20 protein-coding genes and 3 pseudogenes are annotated in these 18,231 nt (G+C 30.9%); 17 read left to right on the top strand and 6 right to left on the bottom strand.

The features are described 5' to 3' along the window. The first annotated feature begins 11 nt into the window (after positions 1-11). Positions 12-1,427 (top strand): BREX system Lon protease-like protein BrxL, encoded by a 1,416-nt coding sequence (gene brxL / locus CLHOM_RS14990; protein WP_052222503.1) that lies wholly within the window; start codon positions 12-14, stop codon positions 1,425-1,427. 306 nt (positions 1,428-1,733) lie between these two features. On the opposite strand, the gene CLHOM_RS18745 is transcribed toward brxL, so the two are convergent. Together CLHOM_RS18745 and CLHOM_RS14980 are read right to left on the bottom strand one after the other, a co-directional pair. Continuing rightward, on the bottom strand, positions 1,734-1,982 hold the full coding sequence (locus tag CLHOM_RS18745; RefSeq protein WP_052222502.1) for a DNA methyltransferase: 249 nt from the start codon (positions 1,980-1,982) through the stop codon (positions 1,734-1,736). A gap of 146 nt (positions 1,983-2,128) precedes the next feature. Next, a complete protein-coding gene (locus CLHOM_RS14980) occupies positions 2,129-2,320 on the bottom strand; it encodes a hypothetical protein (RefSeq protein ID WP_052222501.1) in 192 nt (63 codons plus the stop codon). Positions 2,321-2,574: 254 nt separating this feature from the next. Between CLHOM_RS14980 and CLHOM_RS14975 the strand changes: the two genes are divergently transcribed. The 3 genes from CLHOM_RS14975 (at position 2,575) to CLHOM_RS18740 (ending at position 4,723) form a co-directional block, all read left to right on the top strand. Next, positions 2,575-2,838 carry a hypothetical protein gene (locus CLHOM_RS14975; protein WP_052222500.1) on the top strand — a complete coding sequence of 88 codons (264 nt, stop codon included), beginning with the start codon at positions 2,575-2,577 and terminating at the stop codon, positions 2,836-2,838. Continuing rightward, the gene (locus CLHOM_RS14970) at positions 2,822-3,202 is read left to right on the top strand and encodes a retropepsin-like aspartic protease (RefSeq protein ID WP_052222499.1); all 381 of its coding nucleotides are present in this window, start codon (positions 2,822-2,824) and stop codon (positions 3,200-3,202) included. The genes CLHOM_RS14975 and CLHOM_RS14970 overlap by 17 nt, the downstream gene beginning before the upstream one ends. 447 nt (positions 3,203-3,649) lie before the next feature. Next, entirely contained in the window at positions 3,650-4,723 is a 1,074-nt protein-coding gene (locus CLHOM_RS18740) for an RpnC/YadD family protein (protein WP_052222498.1), read from the top strand. Between the two features lie 201 nt (positions 4,724-4,924). On the opposite strand, the pseudogene CLHOM_RS18735 reads toward CLHOM_RS18740, so the two are convergent. The 3 genes and pseudogenes from CLHOM_RS18735 to CLHOM_RS14955 all read right to left on the bottom strand — a co-directional run. Continuing rightward, positions 4,925-5,023, bottom strand: a pseudogene (locus CLHOM_RS18735) (IS982 family transposase); the annotation flags it as partial. Between the two features lie 183 nt (positions 5,024-5,206). Beyond that, on the bottom strand, positions 5,207-5,887 hold the full coding sequence (locus tag CLHOM_RS14960; RefSeq protein WP_052222497.1) for an HAD family hydrolase: 681 nt from the start codon (positions 5,885-5,887) through the stop codon (positions 5,207-5,209). 227 nt (positions 5,888-6,114) lie between these two features. Next, a pseudogene (locus CLHOM_RS14955) lies at positions 6,115-6,492 on the bottom strand (phospholipase D-like domain-containing protein); the annotation flags it as partial. A 416-nt stretch (positions 6,493-6,908) separates the two neighbouring features. On the opposite strand from CLHOM_RS14955, the gene CLHOM_RS14950 reads away from it, so the two are divergent. The 10 genes and pseudogenes from CLHOM_RS14950 to msrB (CLHOM_RS14910) all read left to right on the top strand — a co-directional run bounded on the left by CLHOM_RS14950 (position 6,909) and on the right by msrB (CLHOM_RS14910) (position 14,707). Continuing rightward, the gene (locus tag CLHOM_RS14950; RefSeq protein WP_052222516.1) at positions 6,909-7,430 is read left to right on the top strand and encodes a prolyl-tRNA synthetase associated domain-containing protein; all 522 of its coding nucleotides are present in this window, start codon (positions 6,909-6,911) and stop codon (positions 7,428-7,430) included. 1,054 nt (positions 7,431-8,484) lie between these two features. Beyond that, complete coding sequence (locus CLHOM_RS18575) at positions 8,485-8,649, top strand: hypothetical protein (protein WP_175478667.1); 165 nt, start codon at positions 8,485-8,487, stop codon at positions 8,647-8,649. After that, a pseudogene (locus CLHOM_RS14945) lies at positions 8,649-8,988 on the top strand (hypothetical protein). The gene CLHOM_RS18575 and the pseudogene CLHOM_RS14945 overlap by 1 nt, the downstream one beginning before the upstream one ends. 75 nt (positions 8,989-9,063) lie before the next feature. Beyond that, the gene (msrB, locus tag CLHOM_RS14940; RefSeq protein WP_052222495.1) at positions 9,064-9,573 is read left to right on the top strand and encodes a peptide-methionine (R)-S-oxide reductase MsrB; all 510 of its coding nucleotides are present in this window, start codon (positions 9,064-9,066) and stop codon (positions 9,571-9,573) included. A 126-nt stretch (positions 9,574-9,699) separates the two neighbouring features. After that, positions 9,700-11,403, top strand: coding sequence for a hydroxylamine reductase (gene hcp / locus CLHOM_RS14935; RefSeq protein ID WP_052222494.1), 1,704 nt, complete (start codon positions 9,700-9,702; stop codon positions 11,401-11,403). Between the two features lie 485 nt (positions 11,404-11,888). Continuing rightward, positions 11,889-12,416, top strand: a complete 528-nt coding sequence (locus CLHOM_RS14930) for a DUF4351 domain-containing protein (protein ID WP_242846788.1) — start codon at positions 11,889-11,891, stop codon at positions 12,414-12,416. A 108-nt stretch (positions 12,417-12,524) separates the two neighbouring features. Then, positions 12,525-12,803 (top strand): hypothetical protein, encoded by a 279-nt coding sequence (locus CLHOM_RS14925; protein ID WP_052222492.1) that lies wholly within the window; start codon positions 12,525-12,527, stop codon positions 12,801-12,803. A gap of 35 nt (positions 12,804-12,838) precedes the next feature. After that, a complete protein-coding gene (locus CLHOM_RS14920; RefSeq protein WP_052222491.1) occupies positions 12,839-13,414 on the top strand; it encodes an RQC-minor-1 family DNA-binding protein in 576 nt (191 codons plus the stop codon). Positions 13,415-13,880: 466 nt separating this feature from the next. Next, entirely contained in the window at positions 13,881-14,180 is a 300-nt protein-coding gene (locus CLHOM_RS14915) for a DUF1016 N-terminal domain-containing protein (protein ID WP_052222490.1), read from the top strand. A 74-nt stretch (positions 14,181-14,254) separates the two neighbouring features. Continuing rightward, on the top strand, positions 14,255-14,707 hold the full coding sequence (gene msrB / locus CLHOM_RS14910) for a peptide-methionine (R)-S-oxide reductase MsrB (RefSeq protein ID WP_052222489.1): 453 nt from the start codon (positions 14,255-14,257) through the stop codon (positions 14,705-14,707). 166 nt (positions 14,708-14,873) lie between these two features. Here the strand turns inward: msrB (CLHOM_RS14910) and CLHOM_RS14905 are convergent, their stop codons facing one another. Next, positions 14,874-15,122, bottom strand: coding sequence for a CPF_0552 family protein (locus tag CLHOM_RS14905; protein ID WP_052222488.1), 249 nt, complete (start codon positions 15,120-15,122; stop codon positions 14,874-14,876). Between the two features lie 202 nt (positions 15,123-15,324). Between CLHOM_RS14905 and CLHOM_RS14900 the strand changes: the two genes are divergently transcribed. From CLHOM_RS14900 to CLHOM_RS14890, 3 genes are all read left to right on the top strand, one after another. Next, positions 15,325-15,609 (top strand): hypothetical protein, encoded by a 285-nt coding sequence (locus tag CLHOM_RS14900; protein WP_052222487.1) that lies wholly within the window; start codon positions 15,325-15,327, stop codon positions 15,607-15,609. Between the two features lie 86 nt (positions 15,610-15,695). Then, positions 15,696-16,397, top strand: coding sequence for a response regulator transcription factor (locus tag CLHOM_RS14895; protein ID WP_052222486.1), 702 nt, complete (start codon positions 15,696-15,698; stop codon positions 16,395-16,397). Continuing rightward, positions 16,372-18,210 (top strand): sensor histidine kinase, encoded by a 1,839-nt coding sequence (locus tag CLHOM_RS14890; RefSeq protein WP_052222485.1) that lies wholly within the window; start codon positions 16,372-16,374, stop codon positions 18,208-18,210. Before CLHOM_RS14895 ends, CLHOM_RS14890 begins: the two co-directional genes overlap by 26 nt. The last annotated feature ends 21 nt before the right edge of the window (positions 18,211-18,231 follow it).

The following is an 18,231-nucleotide window of genomic DNA, read 5'->3' as shown; positions in this document are numbered from 1 at the left end:
TGGGAGAAATGATGGAAGAGTTTGAACAAATAGCTTATAACTGCTATGGAGATGTAATTATAAATAAAAGCCTTATTCAAAAGGCAGGGTTCTCATCAAGAGCTATACCTACATATGTAGGGGAGTGGATTCTTTATAATTTTTTAGAGGATGGAGAGCTTACTGAAGAGGCTAGAACTAAAATATCTAAATTTATAACACAATATCTACCTCAAAAAGGTGAAAAAGAAGAAGTTAAAAATAGACTTATAAATATGGAAACAGTAAGATTACTTAATGACTATAATGTTTCTGTTAATCTCAAGACTGGTAAAAGAACTTTAAATATTCCTTTTTTAGATAAAAAAGATGCTTATGTTTCGGAGGATATAGTTGAGAAAAACTCCTTGCTTTTATCAAGTGGTGTGTGGGGAGTTGGTGAGTTGTTTTTTGTACCACCAACTTCACCAAGAGAACCTGGTCAAGTATGGATGAGAGATTTTAAGCCTTTTCAAGTGGGATTTGTTGATATTGAATATTATAAAGAATGTAGAAGCAGTTTTACAATAAATCAATGGATAGAACTTATAATTTCAAGTATGGGATTTAATCCGTCAATATATAATGATAGACAAAAGCAAATTCTTATCACACGGTTGCTGCCAATGGTTGAACCCAGAGTTAATCTTGTAGAATTGGCTCCAAAAGGTACAGGTAAGTCATTTGTTTATGATAATGTGTCAAGGTATACAAGAGTTGTTGGTGGAGGGAAAGTTTCACCAGCTGTTATGTTCTATAATTTGACTACAAGTACTCCTGGGCTTATTTCAAAATATGATTTAGTTGTGCTCGATGAGATACAAAGTATTCAAGGTGATAGTACAGGTGAGTTGATAGCTGGTTTAAAAGTTTATCTTGAGTCTGGTAAGTTTAGTAGAGGAAACACAGAGGCAACTGCAGAAGCTGGCTTTGTTATGCTTGGCAATATTACGCTAAATGAAAATAGACAGCCAGCTTATCAAGACGAAGGTATATTTAAAGAGATACCTAACTTCTTACAAGAAACTGCTTTTATTGATAGAATACATGGTATAATTCCAGGTTGGGATATGCCCAGAATTTCTGCTGAAACTCCTTCAAAAACATTGGGATTTAAGGGTGATTTCTTCTCAGAAGTCTTACACAGTTTACGCAGTGAAGTGGCATTCACTGATTATGTTAATTTAAATATGTATTTAACAGGCTGTAAGGATTTAAGAGATAGGAAAGCAGTAACAAGATTGGCAAGCGCTTACTTGAAAATTTTATTCCCTGATCTAAATTTAACCCAGGAGGAATTTATAAAATTTTGTGTAAAGCCTGCAGTTGAGCTTAGACAAAGAGTGAGAGATGAGTTGCATAAAATGGATAAAGAATATGAAAGGGTAACTATCGAAATAGAATCATAGAACCAATATAAAGAATTTAAAGTAAGAAATATTTTATAAGAAATTGAGATAATTAATATGATTAAGAATTTTACTAGAACAATAACTATAGAGTATATTATGTAATTTTATACAGAAGGTTATAGCACTTGGGAGGATATAATGAACAAATTATTAGGAGTAGCTTGGGAGAATATTTTTAGCAACCAGAGATTCTCCACTACGTTCCCAATCCCTGGAATGGGGTCAGACCCCATAGGAGATGACTTCCAGTCATCTCCTTCCTAATCAGCTCTCTTTTTAACTTCCAATCAAAGCTACCTAATTTTACAGCTCCCACCCTACCTGCTCACTATCAAAACAAGTTCTAAAACCATTATCATTAATATTTTTTAGTATCTTACAAACATATTCCTTGCTCTTCTCAATTAAAATACTTATTCTACCAGTAATACTGGCTGCTATTCCTAAATTTCCGCTGCCAGCGAATTGATCCAAAACAATTTCTCCAGGCAAAGTTATAGCTTCTAAAATAGCTTTAAATAAATTCACTTTATTTTTAGCTTTTCTACCCATGTTCGATACAAAATTACCTTTTTTCCAAGGCACACATGCATAATATATTAAACCGCATTCCTCAGCAAATTTTTTTATATGGTAAATATAATCATAATTATTAGCATTTTCTTCAGGAATGAATTCAACAAGAAAGGCACCTGGTTTTAGTACTCTGGCTTTTTCTTTGAAGTCATCAATTGTATATTTAAAGCATTCATTTTATCTCTTAACCTTCCCCTTATAGTAGATTCGGGTTTGTCAGGTATCATATTTTTAATCTCTTTGATTGTCATTTCTCTTTTTTCTAATTTTAATATGTCCCAAATTTTATCAGCTAAAGTTGCATTATTATTCATGTTTTTTCCTCCATTTATCATTCGTATTAATACTTAAATATAATTTCATTATCTTTTATTTAGATCATTATAATAAGATATTTAAGAATAAAAGAAGATACAAACAAGTGTTTGCATAACCTCTTTCTAATTGGAAAGAATAAGTAATACGAAACCACTAGAAACAGGAGATAACTATGGATTATAATAAAGTTGAAGATTCTCTTTAAATAAGGCAGTGAAGCTTATAAATTTATGAAAAGGATGTGATATATATGAAATGGAATGAAATAAGAGAAAAATATCCTAATAAATTTGTGCTATTAAAAGCCTTAAAAAGCCATGTGAATGGAAATAAAAAGATAGTAGATGAGGTAGCTTTAGTTAAAATAATACAAAATCCTAAAGAAGCAAATGAAATACTTATAAGAAGTAAGGGAGATACATTTGTTTTTCATACATCAAAAGATGAATTAAGTCTGACTATTGTACAAAATCATGTTTACAGAGGGATAAATAATTATGAAAATAGCATTTAAGAATGAACTCTTACATACTTCATTAGAAATAATATATAAAGGAAAAACAAAAATAGTCAATGATATGATTATAGACACAGGAGCATCACATACAATAATTTCTCCAGATGCAGTCATAGAATTAGATGTTGAGCCAGAAGGCCAAGATGAATTTGTAACTATGTATGGAATTGGTGGAGAACAATATGCTTATAGAAAATCCATAGAAGGTATAAAAATGTGTAACCATGAATTAAAGGATATAAAAATTGATTTTGGGTTAGTAGATGACTATGGGAAAATTAATGGATTACTAGGATTAGATATTTTGCTAAATCTAAATGTTAATATAGATCTAAAAAATTTTACATTAAGCATTCAATAGATTATCATATTAATATTCTGTAAGGGTACTGATATTGCCTAAATCTCCTTAAAAGTTATAATTAGGACAACATAATTTCTAATAAGGTGAGGCATAAATGATAGCAAGGTGAATCCCTTCGCTCCTTCGCAAATGTACTAGGTATCACTGGTAAAGTGTCACAATTTCAAAAGTCGTTAACTTGTAAGAGATAGCTGCTTAACTTAAAGTTTAAGTGAGTATCTCTTTATTGTTAAATCTAATAGTTTATATAGTTACATAAGGGAAGTTACGGGAAAATTTCAATTCATAATTCGGAAGACAGACCACTCTTTAATTCTCAGAGTAGTCTGTTTTTGTTTATAGACATGAGGGGTGACCTAAAACTATTATCGAACATATGTTTGAATTTAGAAAAATTGGTAATACTTTTAATGTAATGCACTCTACTATAAGAGGTGAAATGGGATGAATATTTATCAGGACTTTTGCTGCGAACCAATTTTTATTAAAGAGGATAAGGAGGACTATAAAAGCTATATCCAGATTGATGCTATAATGAAAAAGCTTTTCAGCATAAAAAATCCAATACCTATTATTGATTTTTTAAATTCAATTTATGGAGATAACATAAGCTATGGTGCTAAAATTAGTTATAGTGATAAAGAAATAATTAATAGAAAAAATAGTTCCAGCAAGCTAGTAAGCTTTTATGCTGATATGTACATAACTATTACAGATGACAATGAGGTATATGAGTATGCCCTAGAGTTTCAAACTATATTTGATAAGGAAATTGCTGTCAGAATTTTTAGATATAGTTTTGAAAGAGCTGTAAAGTTAGCGGATTATTCAAAGGCAAAGGAAGTCATAAAACTAAAAATGCCAGAACCCTATATTATTCTTATTGAGGAGGCTGGTGGAATAGAGGACACTATTAAATTAGAAATGGAGTTTAGTAAGGGAGTTACTTTAAAGTATTATATAAAAGTTCTCAGGTACTGGACTTATGATTTGAAAAAACTTTATGAGGAGAATATGTACCTTCTTTATCCTCTTCAGATTTTTAAACTTAGAAAGAAAATGAATGAAGTGAGTATTAGCAATAAAGTAGAAGAAGTAAAAAAATCTGAGATGTTTAAATTATATGAGGAAATGATAATCCTTTTAAAAAATACACTTACAGCTATTGATAAGGCTTATGAAGATGGTAAAATAGAAATAGGCGATTATAATGAAATGAATATAGTAATTGAAAATTTAAGTTCATATTTTATAAATATGTACGGAAAATATAGAGATTTTGATTTGGAGGTTGAGAGTATGGTTAAAAACTTTTATGATCCAAGAGTTGAAGAAAGAGGCATGGCAAAAGGGATGGTCAAGGGAATAGAAAAAGGGTTAGAAAAAGCAAAATTTGATGTTGCTCAGAATATGCTAGCTGATGGGGAGTCAGAAGAAAAAATAAAGAAATATACAGGGGTTACTGACAAGGACATTGAGAGAATAAAGAAAATGTTAGAAACTCAAGGAGAACATTAAACAGAACATTATCAGTTAATAAAACAGATTACTCTAAAATAACTAAGTGTAGTCTGTTTTTATTTGTAAAGAAGATAGATAAGCATAGAGTAATTAATAAGCAACCATAGATTGTCCACTACGTTCCCAATCTATGGCATAGGGTCTGACCCCATAGGAGATGACTTCCAATCATCTCCTTCCTAATGAAACCTTGCTCTACCAAGCATTCTCCGAATTAAATGACATAAGTTCACCAACAAGCGAAACTGTAATTATTTCACTATCGCTCATTATTGAATGATTAATATTTCTACGATCTATTCACTTGAATTCCGTTAGGTACTATTCTATAGCTATTTTTTTACATAACTAGCCAATTAACTTAAATTGGCAATTCTGCATATATCTCTACATTAACTTTATAAAACAATTCTCCATATTTAAAAGAATATTAAATGTACTTTTATTTGCATTAAATATCTTGGTTGAATAAATTTGAAGTCACCATAAAGATAAATGAGATGCAGCTTCAATTGAAAACTCAGCAAGAGACTCAAATACAACATCTGCTAAAGCAAAATCTAATGTTCTTGATAATTCACAAGGTACACATACACAGGACATTCCTGCACGCTTTGCTGAAAGTAGACCTGGTGGCGAATCTTCAATAGCTATGGATAATTTAGGAGAAACACCCATATCCTTCAATGCACAAATATACAACTCTGGATCAGGTTTTACAAATCTCACATCATCGGCACATTTTATTGTACTAAATACATCAGCAATGCCCATTTGAGATAAATTAGATTTAACCCATTTACTTGGCGAACTTGAAGCAATTCCTAAGGAAATATTGTTCTCTTGAGCTGCTTCAATCAGTTCTAAAACGCCTGAGCGTGGTTTTAAACTTAATACATATTCTCTCAGTATGGAACGTCGCTTCTGTTGAAGCGAAAAAATATCGATAGTTTCCTTTACGATCGTTTGAAGATGTGTAAGAGGATTAAATGAGTTTTCTCCAACTAATCCAATACGCTGCTCCCAAAGGCTTCGTTCTAAAGAGATATCAAATTGATTATATATATCATTCCAAGCTAAAAATTCAGCCATTTCTGTATCAAGTATTGTTCCATCAAAATCAAAAATAATTGCATATTTGTTTGCATTAGTTGCCAACATTAAGTATTTCCTCCAATTTACCATCTTTTTTCAAAACAAAGTATCTAAAGTATGTCATAGCCATAGCAGTAGTAATACCCATTATAGCAATACTCAGCCAGAAAAATTCAATGTTGTTTTGCTTTAAAAAGAAATTAAATCCTATTTCGCCTATTAAACTTCCAAGACATCCACCAATTCCCCATGCAACTGTGGAAATACCAAGATAAATTCCTGACTGTCCAGTTTGGTTCACTAAAGTTTAGATAATCTGTTGTTAGAATTTTGCCTTTGACACCTTTTCTCTCTAAATGCTTTAAAGTTTCTAAGAGAGGGGTTACACCGCCGCTAGTGATAAAAGCTACAGACATTATGAATTCATCACATTTTACAAGTTCCGAAGCAACATCGCTTAAAACTTTCCTGTTTTTACTGTAATCATTTATTATAAGCTTAGGTTTCAATGCTAAATTTGAATTTACTAAATTATTAATTAATTCAGTTTCACTTGCTGTTAAGATATCTTTAGCAAGTATTGATTCCTTAGGTGAGTCTGTATCAATGGATTTAATATTTATATCCGATTCTAGGAACGGTATATTATCTATTTCAGTTGAGTTCTCCATACTATCCTTCCTTAAATGTTTCTTGCAACAATATTAGCTATATTTCGCTTAATATTATAACATATATGTATAATTTTTACTTACAAACTTTGGGCAAATCATTAATTAGTTAAATTAAGATATAAAAGTACTTATGTACTAGACTTATGATTTGAAATAACTATATGAAGAAAATATGATGTTCCTTCATTGCAGAAAAAGATGACAGCTAAAATAAAGAAGGTTTTAGAAGAGGGGAATGAAAGGTATATATTGGTTTCCTATAAGGAAAAATAATAATTTCTGTAATTTGGTATGTTAAATAGCTATCTCACTCCTACACTCCTTCGCAAAGGTACTTGTTTCCACCAGAAGAATGTTATAGAATGTGGTCTATAATAATTAGTAATTTTTCAAAAGAGAAGGCAGGGATATACATGGATAATGTTATAAAAGAGAATACTGATATTATTATAGAGAAGTTACTGAGTCTTTTAAGAAAATTAGAAATTGAACATAAGTTATATAAGCACAAGGAAGTTTTTAATATGGAAGATATCAGCGATTTGGATATGAAGTTTGAAGGGGAGTATTGTAAAAACCTGTTTTTGCGAAACAGTAAGGGAGATGTACATTACCTTCTAATAATACAGGAGTCAAAAAAAGCAGATCTTAAGGAGTTAGCAAGAGATATAGGAAGCACAAGATTATCTTTTGCAAGTAATGAGAGACTATATAAATACCTTAAGCTTATACCGGGGTCTGTAACTCCTTTCGGGATTGTAAATGACCTAGAAAGGGAAGTAATAGTGCTTTTAGATAGTGATTTAGTTGGTTTAGATAAAATAAACTTTCATCCTAATACTAACACAGCAACTATTACTGTTTCTTATAAAGGACTCAATAAGTTTTTACAGTATCAAGGGAATACTATGAATATTGTAAAGATACAATGCTAGTAAGGATGCCCAAAATTCTTTAATGGGTTTGGAATACTATGAATATTGTAAAGATACAATAATACATTTGAGCGAGGAGATAGCGGTGCCTAAAAGGTGCCTAAAAGGTGCCAGGCACCGGAGAAAGGAGAACTACCTTCTAATTTCATAGGAAAATTAGCAAGCGGAGTCCTTTCACTCCTACGGCAAGGTGGCTGGAACTACTCGCAAAGTGTCACAATTTCAAAAGTTGTTAGCCTGTAAGAGATAGCTGCTTAACCTAAAGTTTAAGTGCCTATCTCTTTTTTATTAAATTTAATGGTTTGTATAGTTACATAAGAGAAGACTTTCTTAAAGAATTTAAGAATGCAAAAATATAAGAACAAAAGAATAAAAATTCCTAAGAATTTTGGAATTCAAAAATTAAGGAATTAAGCTTATACTTGTTCATGCTTCTCAATTCATCTGGTATCATATACAGAATCTAGCTGATTTGTTTTGGGTAAACTTTGCTAACATAAATAATAAATTTATGGATAAAAAATATGGCATGGGGTCAGATCCCATAGGAGATTGCTGGAAGTTATCATAAGATATTTAAGAATAAAAGAAAATACAAACAAATGTTTGTATAATCTCTTTCTAATTGGAAAGAATAAGTAATAGAAAACCACTAGAAAGAGGAGATAACTATGGATTATAATAAAGTTTATAATAGATAACCTAGAATTTAAAGAAGATAAGGGAGTAGAACTTCATGAATTAGAGCTTCAGCTAGAGAAATTAATAAAATCTATAGAAAAAGAAACACAATTTAGTGCAAGAGGCGCTTGCACAAATTACTTGGTATTATGCCTATAAGGTGCCTACCACGGTCTAAAGGAGAATTGAAATTTCATTTATTTTTCTTATATAGCTTACGTAATAAATCGTGATGTTTCAAACCTAATTTCATAAAAATATTAAAATCAATAATTATAAAGACAGGAGCGGCAAAATTCCGTTAGTTAACTAGTGTTGATTAATAGGTTATAATATAGTAAAGGATGTTTTTTTGTAAAGGAGGCAAATAAAAATGGATAAGAAAAGTGATTTATATGAACAATTCTTAAAATATTCATATTATGATTTAAAAGAACTATTTAAGAGTGCTAAGACTAAAGAAGAAAAGGACTTTTATATGCTGCTATCAGATATAGTTTTACAAAAAAAACAACAAGAAGTGATTGGTAAAAGATAATGCCTACTTATACTATCTTCGCAGGAGTAAATGGTGCAGGAAAAACCTCCATATACAATACTATATATTATGAAAAAAATAAGGATGAAAAAAGAATAAATACTGATGAAATGGTAGAAAGAGTTGGATCATGGAAGGACAGTAATCTTCAAATGAAATGTGCTAGAGAGAAGATTTTATGAATCATTAGAAAATCTAAAATAAGTTTTAGAATTATGTGATGAAGTTAATATATATGATAATACCAGTAAATTTACACATATAGCTTTTATTACAGATGGAATAATTGTATGGAAAAAAGATATTATACCATTGTGGATTTCTTCAATTTTGGAGTAAAAATTCACTTTGTGAATTCAATTTAATATAAATGTGTACGGAAAATATAGAGATTTCCATTTGGAGGTTAACACTATGGAAAATAAAGAATATAAAAAACCAAGTAAAGAAGAGCTAAAAAAGAAGTTGAATCAAATCCAATATAGTGTAACTCAAGAAAATGCCACAGAAAGGCCATTTCAAAATGAGTTTTGGGATCACAAAGAAGAAGGAATATATGTAGATATAATATCAGGTGAGCCGCTTTTTACATCTAATGATAAGTTTGATTCAGGCTGTGGATGGCCCAGCTTTACAAAGCCTATAGAGAGAAAGGTGATAAAAGAGAAGGCTGATTTCAGCCATAAGATGCATAGAATTGAAGTTAGAAGCAAAGATGCAGATTCTCATTTAGGGCATGTATTTACTGATGGTCCCTTAGAAAAGGGAGGACTTAGGTACTGCATAAACAGTGCTGCCTTAAGGTTTATACCAAAAGATAAATTAGAAGAAGAAGGGTATGGAGAATACCTAAAATACTTTAAAAAACGTAGGATGTTTAGTTATCCTACGTTTTTTACTTTTTGTTTTGTATCAATAAATTAGTAATTTCAAATGAGTAACAAAAGTTACGGAAATAGTGAGCAGAATATAGTAAACTTTATATCATTGAAGTAAAGAAATAAAAACAAGAAATTATTAATTTTATACTAAAAAAGAGGAGGACATAATATGTCAATGTTTTGTTATCAATGTCAAGAAACTGCTGGATGTGCAGGTTGTACTGTAAAAGGTGTTTGCGGTAAAGATGAATCTGTAGCAAAGGCTCAAGATTTATTAATATATGTAACTAAAGGACTTGCTATAGTAAGTAATGAAGGAAGAAAGGTTAATGTGATTGATAGTAAGGTAGATAAATATATAACAGAAAATCTATTTATAACAATTACAAACGCTAATTTTGATAGAGATTCAATTTTAAATAGAGTAAGAGAAACTTTAAAATTAAGAGAAGAATTAAAAACTAGAGTAGTTAAAGCTGGTGGACAAGTTGGAGAAGTAAAAATAACTGGAGGTTTCTTTAAAAAGTTATTTGGAAAGCAAACAAAGGAAACAATAATGCCAGATGCAGTAGCTTGGACAGCTGATAATGCAATAGAATTTGATGCTAAGGCTGAAAAAGTTGGAGTTCTTTCAACAGCAAATGAAGATATAAGAAGCTTAAGAGAACTTATAACTTATGGATTAAAAGGATTAGCTGCTTATATGAAGCATGCAATGAATTTAAAATATAACAATGAAGAGATCCATGGATTCATGGCTAAAGCATTAGCTGCAACTTTAGATGATAGTTTAATAGTAGATGAATTAGTTGCTTTAGCATTAGAAGCAGGTAAATATGGGGTAGATGGTATGGCTTTACTTGATAAGGCCAATACTGAAAGTTATGGAAATCCTGAAATTACAACTGTAGATATTGGGGTTAGAACTAATCCAGGAATATTAATTTCTGGACATGACTTAAGGGATTTAGAAATGTTATTAGAGCAAACAGAAGGAACTGGAGTAGATGTTTATACTCATGGAGAAATGCTTGCTGGACAATACTATCCAAAGTTTAAAAAATATAAACATTTCGCAGGTAATTACGGAAATGCATGGTGGATGCAAAAAGAAGAATTTGAAAAGTTTAATGGACCAATACTTATGACTACTAACTGCGTAGTTATTCCAAAGGATTCTTATAAAAATAGATTATTTACAACAGGTGCTACAGGAATGCCAGGTTGTGCTCATATAGAAGCTAAGGCTGATGGAACAAAAGATTTCTCTAAGCTTATAGCAATGGCTAAGAAGTGCAAAGCGCCTACTGAAATAGAAAAGGGACAAATAGTTGGTGGATTTGCTCATAACCAAGTTATAGCACTTGCAGACAAAGTTGTAGAAGCTGTTAAAACTGGTGCTATAAAGAGATTCTTTGTAATGGCAGGTTGTGACGGAAGAGCTAAATCAAGAAATTACTACACAGAATTTGCAGAAAAACTACCTAAAGATACAGTTATATTAACTGCAGGGTGCGCTAAATATAAATACAATAAACTAAACTTAGGCGATATTGGTGGAATTCCAAGAGTACTAGATGCAGGACAATGCAATGATTCATATTCATTAGCTGTTATAGCACTTAAGCTTAAAGAAGTATTTGGATTAGATGACGTAAATAAACTACCAATATCATATAACATAGCTTGGTACGAACAAAAAGCTGTAATTGTATTATTAGCATTATTGCACTTGGGTGTTAAGAACATTCATTTAGGACCAACTCTTCCAGCATTCCTTTCACCAAATATTGCTAAAGTATTAGTTGATAACTTTGGAATTGGTGGAATAACTAATGTAGAAGATGATATGAAGATGTTTATGGAAAGCTAATATTAAGGTGCCAGGCACGGTCGAAAAGAGAATTGAGATTTTATAAGATAGCCTCTTAAAGCAAGAAAATCATAAGAGGCTATCTATTTTTTATATGTAAAATTCCAATGTAGCAACTATTATTGTTTTTAACAAATAGCATAATAAAGCTATTGATTTATATTGGGAGCGTAAAGCAAAATACAGAAAATGCGAACAAAAGTTCGCATAACCTCTTTTTATTTGGAAAGAATAAGTAATATAAACCACTAGAAAGAGGAGATAAGTATGGATTATAATAAAGTTGAGGATAAGGATATCTTCACTTTGAGTTTCAAACTACAAATAAAAGAGACGATCTAAAGAGATTTCTCTACTATGATGTATCTCTGTTTTGTAAAGAGGGAAGAAAAGTAAGAACAATCGTAATATATTCTTCAGAAATAGAGAATGTAGAAACCTTCATAGATGGTGGAACAATAAAATATAACATAGAAGCTTTTTATATGAAAAACTTAAATGGTGATGAAAAGTTAGAGTATCTGAGAGAAAAAATCTCTAAGGGTAAAAGCTTGACATCGGAAGACATATTAGCTTTAACATTAATACCACTTATGAGTGGAAAAGAAAGCAGCAGTGACAGAAGTTTAAAAAGTATAACCTTAGCAGAGAAAATTCCAGAAAGTAATGAGAAATTACAATGCTTAACGTTACTATATGCATTACTTGATAAATTCGGAGATGAAAAAGCAAAGAGTAAATTTAAGGAGGTAATCAGTATGACTGAAATAGGTAAAATGATAAGAGATGAGGCATTAAAAGAAGGAATTCAGGAAGGAATAAAAGAAGGTAAAAAAGAAGGAAAAGCAGAAGGTAAGTCAGAGATGCTCATAAAACTACTTATTAAAAAGTTTAAATCTGTACCTGAAGAATATAAAGAAAGAATAAGAAAATTACCAGAAGAAACTATAGATGTTATAGCTACTGATATATTTGAAATTGATAAGGCTGAAGAAATAGAAAAATATTTTTAAAAGGTGCCTTAAAAGGTACCTGCCACCGGAGAAAGGATAATTGAAATTTCATAATGAAGTAAAATCAAAAGCATTAGTTATTATATATGCTTATTTATTAAAAGGATGGTGATAAATCTGTCAGCGAATATAAAAATATATGATGATATTATTCCTATACTAAATATGAGTAAAATGAAAAAGTCTAAAAAGCGCACAAATAAAAATGTTGAAGTATGGACAGAGGAACAATATGAAGAGTATTTAAAAGGAATATATGGTATGGAATTTATAGCTGGATTCACAGAGAATGGGATGCCATATGGTTTGTTTAATGAAGAGATAGAAACATACATAGTAGAGAAAGATGATAATCATAATGAACCAGATGATGAATTACCATTTTAGTTATGAAGTAGTAAGCTTGAGAAAGGATTTTAGCTATGAGCAGAAAATCAACAGTACAATATCAACTAAATGATTTAAGAGGACAAACAGAGCCATCTGAAGAAGATATGAGAAATATCCTTAGGGCAGCAGATGAAATTATTTTTGTAGCAGGGAGAACAATGCTGGCAAAAATACTTAAGGGCTCAAAAGATAAGAAATTATTAGAAAAAGAGCTTGATCATTGTCCTAGCTATAGTTACTATAGCCAACTGTCAATTGAAGAAATAACGAAAATAATAGACTGGATGATTGTACACAATTATTTGGATATTAATTATAATGGAAGGCTTCCCATGATAATATTTTCAGAAAAGGGTTGGGAAACGTATAAGCCTTTTTATGTGGATGAGCTATATAATAATATTCTAAATGTGAATGAAGCTATATGTAATGATCTTATAGAACAGTTGAAGCTAACTAATAGAGAAGTAGTAAAGCTACTTTTATTAAAAATTGGAGGAAGTAAGAATATTGGGTTTATAAGATTTTTAAATAAATGGGGATTAGTTGAAGTGAAAAAAGTACGCTATATGATAAATGGTGCTATTTCTAAATTAAAATCTGTTTAAGTGGTATGTATAAAAGTGGAGTGTTCTAATTTAAAGTAGGTACGTAAAAATATTAAATATAGAGGATTGAGAATAACATTAGAGCAAAATCATAAGGGACTATTTATTTTTTATTATTTATAAAATTAATATATCAGCTATTATTATTTTTTATAGATGGCATAATAAAGCTATTAATTTAAATGGGTATCGAAAATTAAATCGTAGAAAATGCACGAATAAGTGTTTTCATAAACTCTTTTTGGTTGGAACTGATAAGTAACATAAACCACTAGAAAGAGAAGATTACTATGGATTATAATAAAGTTGAGGATGCAGTATTAAAAAAGGCAATGGAGTCTATAAATTTATAAAAAAAGAAGCAACCTTATCTTATCGGATAGATAGAAGTATGGTAACTTGTGAAAGTGTATTTCGAAACTGGAATGTTGGCAAATATATTTCAGAACAAATGGAGAATTAAAAGTTGGCAAATTTATATATTAATCAACTAGCAAAGTTTATATCAGTAAATTGTCCAGAAATTAAAGGGTTTAATAGACGTGGGCTTTATAGAATGAAGCAGTTTTATGAGACTTATAAGGATAATAAATTTGTGTCACCACTGGTGACACAAATTAGTTGGACTAACCATTTATTAATTTTATCATCAAAAAAATCCAGTGAAGAAAAGGGATTTTACTTAAAGCTTTGTATAAAAGAAAAATATTCTAAAAGAGAGCTTCAAAGACAGTTAGATAGTGGCTATTTTGAAAGAAATGAATAAAGTAATTGAAAATTTAAGATAATATTTTATAAATGTGTACGGTAAATTTACAGATTTCCATTTGGAGGTTAACTATGGGAAATAAAGAATATCAAAAACCAAGCAAGGAAGAGTTAAAAAAGAAGTTGAACCACATTCAATACAGTGTAACTCAAGAAAATGCCACAGAAAGGCCATTCCAAAATGAGTTTTGGAATCACAAAGAAGAAGGACTATATGTAGATATAATATCAGGAGAGCCGCTTTTTACATCTAATGATAAGTTTGATTCAGGCTGTGGATGGCCCAGCTTTACAAAGCCTATAGAGAAAAAGGCAATAAAAGACGAGGCTGATTTCAGTCATAATATGCATAGAATTGAAGTTAGAAGCAAAGAGGCCGATTCTCATTTAGGGCATGTATTTACTGATGGTCCCTTAGAAAAGGGAGGACTTAGGTACTGCATAAACAGTGCTGCCTTAAGGTTTATACCAAAGGATAAGTTAGAAGAAGAAGGGTATGGAGAATACCTAAAATACTTTAAATAACGTAGGATGCTTAGTTATCCTACGGTTTTTATTTTATTTATTTTAGAGGATCTACTATTTGAGCAAGTATTTAATTTTGTGAATCCAGATTATAATATTTATATAGTTGAGCAAAAAGAGGGAATATCCCTCTCCTCTATCAAACTCATTAAGTATAGCTCTAGCCTTATATTGTCATATGCTTTACTTTTACCCCTTCTACATCTTCAAGCTCTCTTTTAAGATCGGAAAATTGCTCTGTTTCACCATTAACATGGAGAATAATTAATCCTCTGTTTGAACAATGATCTTTACTTGCTTCATGAAGTCCCAATCTGGTGCTAATTATACAACCGTGTTTGGTAAGTACGGTTTGAACCTGTGGAGCATGTTCAGATCTAGGGTCTATAGCTACAGCCATTATAGTTGTTTCCATATATAAGTCCTCCTAATTTTTGTTTTATATATAATATTCCCATAATTCTTCTAAGATATTTTATAAAATATATTATTCACATATAAAGGGAAATCAAATAATTTTGTAGAATTCTTTAATATGATTCATCAGGAAAGGTTCTATTATACCTGCAAATGGGAAGAATATGGTGGTGCCAGGCACGGCCGAAAGGAGAATTACCTTGAACATAGTAACAGCTTTAGCTCTAGGAATTACAGCAATATTATTCATGATATTTGGCATAGTATCAATTTATAAGCCAAGTATAATTGGTAGAGAATGTTATTGGATTAAACGCAAATTTTTTTATATACCTAGATATAAAATTTCAACGAACGAATACTATCATAATCAAATAAAGATTGTAGGACTAGGAGTATTAATAGCATCAATTATTATGTTTATATTTACCATTGCTTATGTAATAAATCCTGATGTTTTAAATTCTGTAGTTGGCATTTGTTAAGAAATTTGTAAGAATTAAGTCCAGTTTATTTTAAGTTTACTACACTACAATATACATAAAGGCTAAGGGAAAGGAGGATACGACTAATGGACAACGCAAGGATTTTAGTGGTTGACGATGATAAGCAAATAGCTAAAGCTATTGATAAACTTCTTAGTTTAGAAGGGTATGAAGTGGTTCAAGCTTACAATGGGTTAGAAGCTCTTGATGCTATAGTCACAAACAATATTCAGCTAATATTGCTTGATGTTATGATGCCAAAACTAGACGGTCTTTCTACTACTTTAAAAATTCGTGAGAGCAAAAATATTCCCATAATTATTTTATCTGCAAAATCTGAAGACAGCGATAAGATTTTAGGACTTTCCATGGGAGCTGATGACTATGTAACAAAGCCATTTAATCCACAAGAGCTTCTTGCAAGGGTGAAAAGTCAATTAAGGCGGTATATGCACCTTGGTGATATGGGAAATATAGCACGATCATCTCAAATTGTAGTTGGAGGACTAAGCCTTGATACAGATGCTAAACAGCTTACAGTTGACGGGGAACTTGTTAAGCTTACTGCAAAGGAATTTAAAATATTGGAGCTGCTTATGATCAATGCTGGAGTTGTTTTTTCTGCTGAAAACATATATGAACGAGTTTGGAATGAGACTGCCTATTCTGTTGAAAATACCGTAATGGTTCATATCAGGCGTATCCGTGAAAAAATTGAAATAAATCCTAAAGAGCCTAAATATTTAAAGGTGGTGTGGGGTATTGGGTACAAAATTGAGAAATATTAGCACAAATACTGCAACAAAAATTGCAGCATTTATTTTGGCTGTAATTTTTATCACGGCATCAGTGGCGCAAGTGCAGAGGTTTATATATCGAGATATTAAAATTGAATCCTTATTTATTAAAGAATATAAGGATAGTGAAGACTTTGTAACTAATCGTGTTTTAAATACATTTCATCAAACAACTGACTTATTAAGAAGTGAAAATACGATTCCACAGAACAGCGGATTTTACTATTATGTTACTGATGGAACTAAAACATTCTCAAACACTGAAAATGCCAATAAAAGCTTTTTTGAGAAGTATAGCAATGCTTGCTATATTAATGAGAAGGGGCTATTGTCCTTTGGTAAGAATACAAATCCCTCAGATTCATTATATAGCTATGTTAATGCAAATAATACTTTTAATAAGATTACCTTATATATTGCTTTTCAGGATGAATTTATGGAAGCAAGGCAGCAGGAATGGCAAGGGATGAGGGCAGAGACTATTCAAATTGCCACAATAATGACAATTAGTATTGTTCTAGCATTAGCCCTAATAATATTTTTAATATGTGTAACTGGTAGAGAGCCACAAGATAAAGAAATTCATTTATCAAAGCTGGATAGGATTTATTCAGATATATTATTTGCTGCCCTAATATTACTTTTAGCCATATACTTAGAAAACTTATCAAATGTACTTCCTAATGTTAGGCAGTTAGGTACAAGGCTAGGCAGGGTTCAAATTTACTCTATGATTTATATTGAAGTTTTGACAGCTGCTATATCATCAATCGGTGGAGTAATACTGCTATCACTTGTGCGCAAAATAAAGTCAGGGAAGATGCTGAAGCACAGCCTAATATTCACAGTTTGCTATAGGGTTTATGACTTTTTCAAAAGCCTATTTGATGGAAGAGTATTTGCAAAATATCCATTAACAAAATCCCTATTTTATAGACAACTTGTATTTATATCATCAAGTGCAGCCTTAGTATTTTTAACATTTTTATTTTTAATGGCGCCACCGTTGTTAATAATTCCTCCAATTCTAGAAATTGTAATTATTTACTGGTATATCAAAGGTAATAACAGAACCTTTGAGGATATTAACAAAGGCTTTAATGAGAGTTTAGAAGAACAAATGAAGGCAGAACGAATGAAAATTGCCCTAGTTACAAATGTTTCTCATGATCTTAAAACACCGCTAACTTCAATTATAAGCTATATTGATTTATTATCAAAGGAAGAGAAACTGTCTGAGACTGCAGCTGATTACGTTAAGATTTTAGTAGAAAAATCCAATAGACTTAAACAAATTGTTTCAGATCTTTTTGATCTTGCTAAAAGCACAAGTGGGAATATTGTCATGGATTTAGAGAGGCTTGATATAAAAAAGTTAATAGAGCAAACCTTAGCAGATATGGCAGATGAAATAGAAAAGTCAGAAATTCAAATTAAAACAAAATTTCCTGATAGACCTGTAAATATTATTGCAGACGGTAAAAAGCTATATCGTGTCTTTCAGAATGTCATGGATAATGCACTAAAATATTCACTTATTGGAACAAGAGTTTTTGTTGAACTTGAAGAAGTTAACGGAAAAGCTGTAGCAACTATAAAAAACATAGCAGGATATGAAATGGACTTTACTGCTGATGAGATACTTCAAAGATTTAATCGTGGAGATAAATCACGGAATACTGAGGGTAGTGGATTAGGTCTATCAATAGCTGAAAGTTTTACAAATGTATGTGGTGGGGATTTTAAGGTAGATATAGACGGAGATTTATTTAAAGTTACAATTTGTTTTAATTTAGAGAATTAATTAATTAAAGGTGCCAGGCAC

Origin of the sequence: Clostridium homopropionicum DSM 5847, assembly GCF_001263795.1 — a bacterium.
Taxonomy (GTDB): Bacteria; Bacillota; Clostridia; order Clostridiales; family Clostridiaceae; genus Clostridium_H; species Clostridium_H homopropionicum.
This window is presented reverse-complemented; position numbering and strand designations above follow the sequence as displayed.